The organism is Synechococcus sp. H55.9, assembly GCF_047462355.1.
Lineage (GTDB): Bacteria > Cyanobacteriota > Cyanobacteriia > Thermostichales > Thermostichaceae > Thermostichus.
The window spans coordinates 1-5444 of sequence record NZ_JANSJB010000016.1 but is presented as its reverse complement, the minus strand read 5'-3'; the positions used below and the strand labels follow the sequence as shown (position 1 = coordinate 5444).

Annotated in this window: 6 protein-coding genes; all 6 read right to left on the bottom strand. The window is 64.8% G+C overall.

From position 1 onward, the window contains the following. A partial coding sequence (rimO, locus tag NW857_RS03815) for a 30S ribosomal protein S12 methylthiotransferase RimO (RefSeq protein ID WP_414367989.1) occupies positions 1–1240 on the bottom strand: 1240 nt, incomplete at its 3' end. 124 nt (positions 1241–1364) lie between these two features. Continuing rightward, positions 1365–2198 (bottom strand): cobalt ECF transporter T component CbiQ, encoded by an 834-nt coding sequence (gene cbiQ / locus NW857_RS03810; RefSeq protein ID WP_414332730.1) that lies wholly within the window; start codon positions 2196–2198, stop codon positions 1365–1367. Next, positions 2185–2829 (bottom strand): cobalt transporter CbiM, encoded by a 645-nt coding sequence (gene cbiM / locus NW857_RS03805; RefSeq protein WP_414332731.1) that lies wholly within the window; start codon positions 2827–2829, stop codon positions 2185–2187. The genes cbiQ and cbiM overlap by 14 nt, the downstream gene beginning before the upstream one ends. Before the next feature lie 2 nt (positions 2830–2831). After that, positions 2832–3365: a hypothetical protein gene (locus tag NW857_RS03800; RefSeq protein WP_414367987.1), complete on the bottom strand. Its 534-nt coding sequence runs from the start codon at positions 3363–3365 to the stop codon at positions 2832–2834. Positions 3366–3435: 70 nt separating this feature from the next. Next, a complete protein-coding gene (locus NW857_RS03795) occupies positions 3436–4389 on the bottom strand; it encodes a hypothetical protein (RefSeq protein WP_414337557.1) in 954 nt (317 codons plus the stop codon). A 44-nt stretch (positions 4390–4433) separates the two neighbouring features. Next, positions 4434–5216, bottom strand: coding sequence for an SH3 domain-containing protein (locus tag NW857_RS03790; RefSeq protein ID WP_414332736.1), 783 nt, complete (start codon positions 5214–5216; stop codon positions 4434–4436). Between the last annotated feature and the right edge of the window lie 228 nt (positions 5217–5444).

The following is a 5444-nucleotide window of genomic DNA, read 5'->3' as shown; positions in this document are numbered from 1 at the left end:
CAGGGGCAAAGCGGGGGGAACGGCCAATCCACTCGCCGGTGCGGGGGTTTTCCTGCTCCAGGAGCACAGGCACCACCCGGCCCACCTGCTCGCGGTTGCGGCGGAAGGCGATCCCCTGTTGCAGTTGCATCAGGCGGGCGCGGCGCTCTTCCTTGAGGGGCTCCGGCACCTGCTGGGGGAGACGGTAGGCGGGCGTGCCCTCTTCTGGGGAAAAGGTGAACACCCCCACATGGTCAAATTGGTGGCGCTGGACAAACTCCAGCAGATGCTGGAAGTGCTCCTCCGTCTCGCCGGGAAAGCCGACAATAAAGCTGGTGCGCAGCACGGCGTTGGGCAGCGCCTGGCGCAGCCGCTCGATTACCCGGTCGTTGACCTGGCCCTGCCAGGGGCGGTTCATGGCTTTGAGGATCTGCGGGTGGCTGTGCTGCAGCGGCAGATCCAGATAGGGCAGGAAATTGGGCGTCTCTTGAATGGCCTCCACCACTGCCGGGGTAATGCCGGTGGGGTAGGCATAGAGCATGCGGATCCAGGGGATGGGGATCCGGCCCAGGGCGCGGATGAGCCCGGCCAGCCGCGGCTCCCCGTAGAGGTCGATCCCGTAGTTGGTGGTGATCTGGGAAATGAGAATCAACTCCTGCACCCCTTCTGCGGCCAGTTGCTCCGCCTCCCGCAGAATGGACTCGATGGGGCGGGAGCGTTGCTTGCCCCGCAGGTGGGGGATGATGCAAAAAGAGCAGCGGTAATCACATCCTTCGGCCACCCGCAGGTAGGCCACCGGCGCATGGGTGGTGCGATAGCGGGGGACGGTCTCGTCGGCAATGTAGTCCAAGCTGGAGGTGACGGCGTTGACCCGCTCCCCTCGCTCCGCCCGCTCGATCACCTGCACGATCTGGTGGTAATCGCCGGTGCCGACGATGGCCACCGCCTCCGGGATCTCCCGCAGCAGCTCCTCTTGGAAGTGCTGGGCCAAGCAGCCGGCGATGAGGATCTTTTTGCCCTGTACCGCCAGCTCCATCAGGGTGCTGACCGACTCCCGCCGCGCCGCCTCGATGAAGCTGCAGGTGTTGACGATGACGTAGTCGGCGCTGTCTTCGTCGCCTTCCACCCGGTAGCCCGCCTGGGCCAGCAGGCCCAGCATGTGCTCGGTGTCCACCCGGTTTTTCTCACAGCCCAGGTGCACAACGGCAACTGCCGGCGCTTTCTTTGGGGGAGCGGCAGGGCTGCGAGAGGGCGTAGGCAAAGCGGTCTCCAACCGGTTCATAGCCACAGGAGAGGCCGAGAGAATGGCGACAGCAGAAATGAAAGTTTTCTTATTCTAGTTTAGGTTTCGCTTCTGAACTCCTCTGCCAACCAGCTCAATCGGGCTACCCCCCAAGTTGAACCCACACCAAGCCAAGAGCCACAGCCACTGCCAGACCGCTGGCCGCCCAACTGCAGGGATCCCCGCCAGCCGCTGTCGGAACCAAGGGCGCCCGCCCGTAGCCCCGCAGGCGCAGCGCCTGATAGACGCGCTCGGAGCGCTCATAGCTGCGCACCAGGAGAGTAGCCACCCCAGCAGCCAGGAAGGGCAGGTCTTGGCGCAAGGCCGGGCCCGGACGCCACAGGGATCCCCGCGGCTGCCAGCCCCTCAGCCAAGCTGCCCGCTGCATCTGCTGCCACTGGGCGCCTATCTCCTGCAGGTAGCGCTGCGTCAGCCAGGCCAACTCCAAGAGCAGGTCGGGGATCCCCAGCGCCCGCAAAGCCGCCAACAGTTCCAGCAGGGGGGTGGTCTCCAAAAGCAGCGTCGCCAGCGCCAACAAAGCCAGGCTGCGCCCAACGACATAGAGCGCCTTCTCCAGCCCCTCCCACCGCAGAGCCAGGGATCCCCACTGCCAGAGGATGGTGTTCCCCATAACTAACGGTAGGAGAGCGACGAGAGCTATTAGCAAAGCGCCTGGGGCGGCCAGCCGTTTCAGTCCTCGGCTGAGCGGCACTCCCGACAACGCCCAGAGAAGAGCCAGCAGCGCCCAGGCCAGGGGCAGCAAGGCCAAGCGCTGCACCTGGGCAAAAGCTGCCATCAGGGCTCCCAGGCCCACCAGCTTGGGCAAAGGCCGCCAGCGGTGAAGCCAAGAGGGGGAGGGAGGGAGGGGAGCGGGTGGAGAGAACTGCGTTCCCCTGAGATCCTGGGAGATGACGGCCTCGGCCCTATCTTTTGGCATCTTCTCCCAGCAGCTCCGGCTGCACCCGCTGCAAAAACCGCACCACCCAACAGGTAAACAGCCCCTCCACCGCCGCCAAAGGGAGGTGGGCCATCACCAAGCTGCCCAAGGCCAAGCGCTCTGCTTGGGTGGAGACCGTCCCCTCGCCCAGGAGAGCAGCCATCACCACCCCGTAGAAGAGCAGCGCCGCCAGCCCCACCCCCGCCGCCCCCGCCCAGAAGGCTGCCAACCCGTCTCCCAGCCGCCGTCGGCCCATTCGAAAGATCCCCCCTGCCAAGAGCGCCGGGATCCCCATAATGGCGGCGTTAATCCCCAGGGTGGTTAGCCCCCCGTGGCCAAAAGCCACCGCCTGAAAAAACAGGCCCACCACAATCGCCGGGTAGGCCAAGGCCCCCAGCATCACGCCCAGCAAGCCATTGAGCAGCAGGTGCAGGCTGGCCGGGGGAAAAGGCAGGTGAATGGAGGAGGCGACAAAAAAGGCGGCGGTCAGCAGCGCCGCTTTGGGCAGTTGGCGGCGGGGATCCTTTTCCAACCGCTGGAGGAGGTGTAGGCTCCAACCCGTAAGCAGGGCAGTGATGCCATAGCCCCCCAGCCAAAGCGGTGCTGGCAGAAGGCCCTCGCTGATGTGCATGGCTAGTCCTGGCTCAAAGCGGCAACACCCCCTGAGGAGTCGGGGAGTTCTGGGCCTTGGGAGGGACGGGGCCGGGAGAAGAACAGGGCCGTACCCAAGCACCCCCAGATGACACAGGCAGCCATAACCCCCCGCTGCACAGGGCCAAAGGAGGAGCCGTTGGGGATCCCTTCTGCCTGCATAGCCGCTTCGCCCACCGGCACGTTCACCACCCCGCCGTGGCCGGCCTGGCGAATGCGCACCTGCCACAGTCCCTTGAGCTCAGGATCCGGCTGCAGCAGAAATCGCCCCTGCTCATCCGTTTGCCCTTCCTGCCAAGGGGTGGTGGGATCGGTGGGCGCAAACACCGTGACGCGGGCAGAACGCAGCGGCTCGCCGGAATCGTAGCGGGCTTGGATCTCGAAAGTGGGGACGGCCCGCCAAGAGGCCTCCACCCCATGCCCCCAAGCCGGAGCAGACAAGAGCAGGCCGCAGGCCAGCCAGCTCAGTTGCCAGTAAGCGTAGAAAGGGAGGCGATTTGGCCAGACTGAGTTCATGGGTCGGCAAAAGTAGAGGACAATCTCTCGACTGCAAAAGCCACCCAGGCTTGAGGGCAAAGACCTAAGGTCAAGATCCCGTCCCACCAAGACGGTCAGAGGACGCGCGGCAGTGGCCCTCCCCCACGTGGCCCAAGTTCTGCAGGATCTCCAAGAGGGTTTCGGACGCCGTCCCACTTTCCTGCAGGTCGTCCCAGACCAGAGGGTCGGATCCCCCCTTTAGCCGCTGCTCCAGGGAGAGGGGATCCAGCTTCACCAGCGGGGCAAACCCCAGCGCCGCCCGGTTGAGGTCATCTTCCGGCGGTAGGCTGCCATCCCCAAACAGGTGGTCAAAGTGGAAAGTCACTTCCAGATCCGCCACCTGGCCCGCCTGGACAAAGCCCTTGCGCGCTTCCCCCACATACTCGCCGCAGACGAAGGCCAGCTCAGGGCTGAACTTGAGCACAAAGGGGATCCCCTCTCCCTCCCCTTTTGCTGGCCGGGCTGTGCCCTCGATCCAGAGGGAGTAGCCCTTGGCCGGCCCCTCCGCTGCCGGCACCAGCCGCCAAGCCAAGGCGTTGTAGTGCCCAGGGGGAGCTTCCAGGGATCCCAGCAGAACCCGTTCTGCCCCCGCCGCTGGCACCAAATCCACCGTGAGGGGGCCTGTCAGGTTGACTAAGGCCTTGGCCTGGAGCTCCCCTTTCCCTTCAAAAGGGGGATCCGTCTGGTAGGCCGTGATGTCGGCCAGCGTCACGTACACACGCTCAAACTGCAGCGCCCAGCCGTCTTTGGAGACCAACCCCTCCCGCACGAACGCTTCGCCGTTGGCCCACAGCTCCAGCGTGCCTTTGGCCGAGGCAGAGATCGCCTGCGGCTCCCTAGCTGGCCCCGACTCGACAGGCGGACGACAAGCTGTCATGCCGGCTCCCAGCCCCAGGGCCACCAGAGCCAGCCCTCTGGCCAAGGGATCCCTGGAGGAAATGACCCACGACGGAGAGAGGAGTTGCTTCACCTGGAGTTCGGCCAGCGCTACTGACCTAGCCAAACACAAACTTTCGGGGCACCACAATCCCCCGCTGGGGCATCTTGCTACTCCTGCGCCAGGTTCCCGGCCCGCACCCAGCCCTCTTGCCCGTTCTCGCGGCGGATACGCTGCCAACCGCCATCTTCGCTCAGGCCCAACACCGTCACCACCTCATTCAGGGGCAGGCCGCCCATGTAGGCCCCTTCCCGGTCGGGAGTGGCTCGCAGCGCCAAACCCATCGGCTCGATCACCCGCCCCCGCTCACCGGGGGAAACGCTTGTTGCTCCAGGAGAGTGGGTGGACTCAGGCCTGGGTTGAGTCAACTGAACTGTCGATGGTGAAACGGTAGAGACAGCAGATGCCGAGGCTGCCGCCCCTTCCACAGGGCCCAAATTGCCCGCCCGCACCCAGCCCTCTTGACCGTTCAACTCCCGCCGCACCCGTTGCCAACGACCATCGGCGCTATACTCCAACACCGTCACCGTTTCCCCCACCACAATCCCGCCCTGGTAGGCTCCATCGGCGGAGGGCCGGCTGCGGATCGCCAGGCCAATCGGCTCAATCACCCGTCCGCGGCTGCCGGGGGGAAATCCTTCAGGGTCAAGGGTGCCTGCAGCAGGGGCAGACAGGGGAGGGGGAAAGCTGGTTGGGCTCGGCAAGGGATCCGGGCGGATCGCCCGCTGAAATTGGGGTGGGGGCGGGGGGGCCAACATCGGAGCGACCATCTGCCACAACTGCCAACCCAAGGCGGCCAGAGCCCCAACCGAGACGCTCGCCACCACCAAGGTGCCCAAGGGAAAATGGTCAGAAGCAGGAGAAGAACGGCCTCGCATTGGGTAGTTAGCCATCCAAAGTACCTCCCTGCAAAGCTGCAGACAAGAACCGCAAAACCCATTGGGATCCCTGTCAGCAACCGGGGATCTACGAGATTCAGAGCACTCGCATCCCAATCTATAACATCTTCAAAGATGCCGACTTTTGCTTCTGACCTTGGCTTGAACAGAATCGCGTCAACCCCCCGCCTCTATAGCCAGGGGAAGCAGAGCAGACACCCTTGTGGGTGGGCGACCCCCCAT

Coding starts and splice junctions, on each gene's coding strand:
- cbiQ (WP_414332730.1), bottom strand. CDS start 2,198: ATGCCAAAAGATAGGGCCGAGGCCGTCATCTCCCAGGATCTCAGGGGA.
- NW857_RS03800 (WP_414367987.1), bottom strand. CDS start 3,365: ATGAACTCAGTCTGGCCAAATCGCCTCCCTTTCTACGCTTACTGGCAA.
- NW857_RS03790 (WP_414332736.1), bottom strand. CDS start 5,216: ATGGCTAACTACCCAATGCGAGGCCGTTCTTCTCCTGCTTCTGACCAT.
- cbiM (WP_414332731.1), bottom strand. CDS start 2,829: ATGCACATCAGCGAGGGCCTTCTGCCAGCACCGCTTTGGCTGGGGGGC.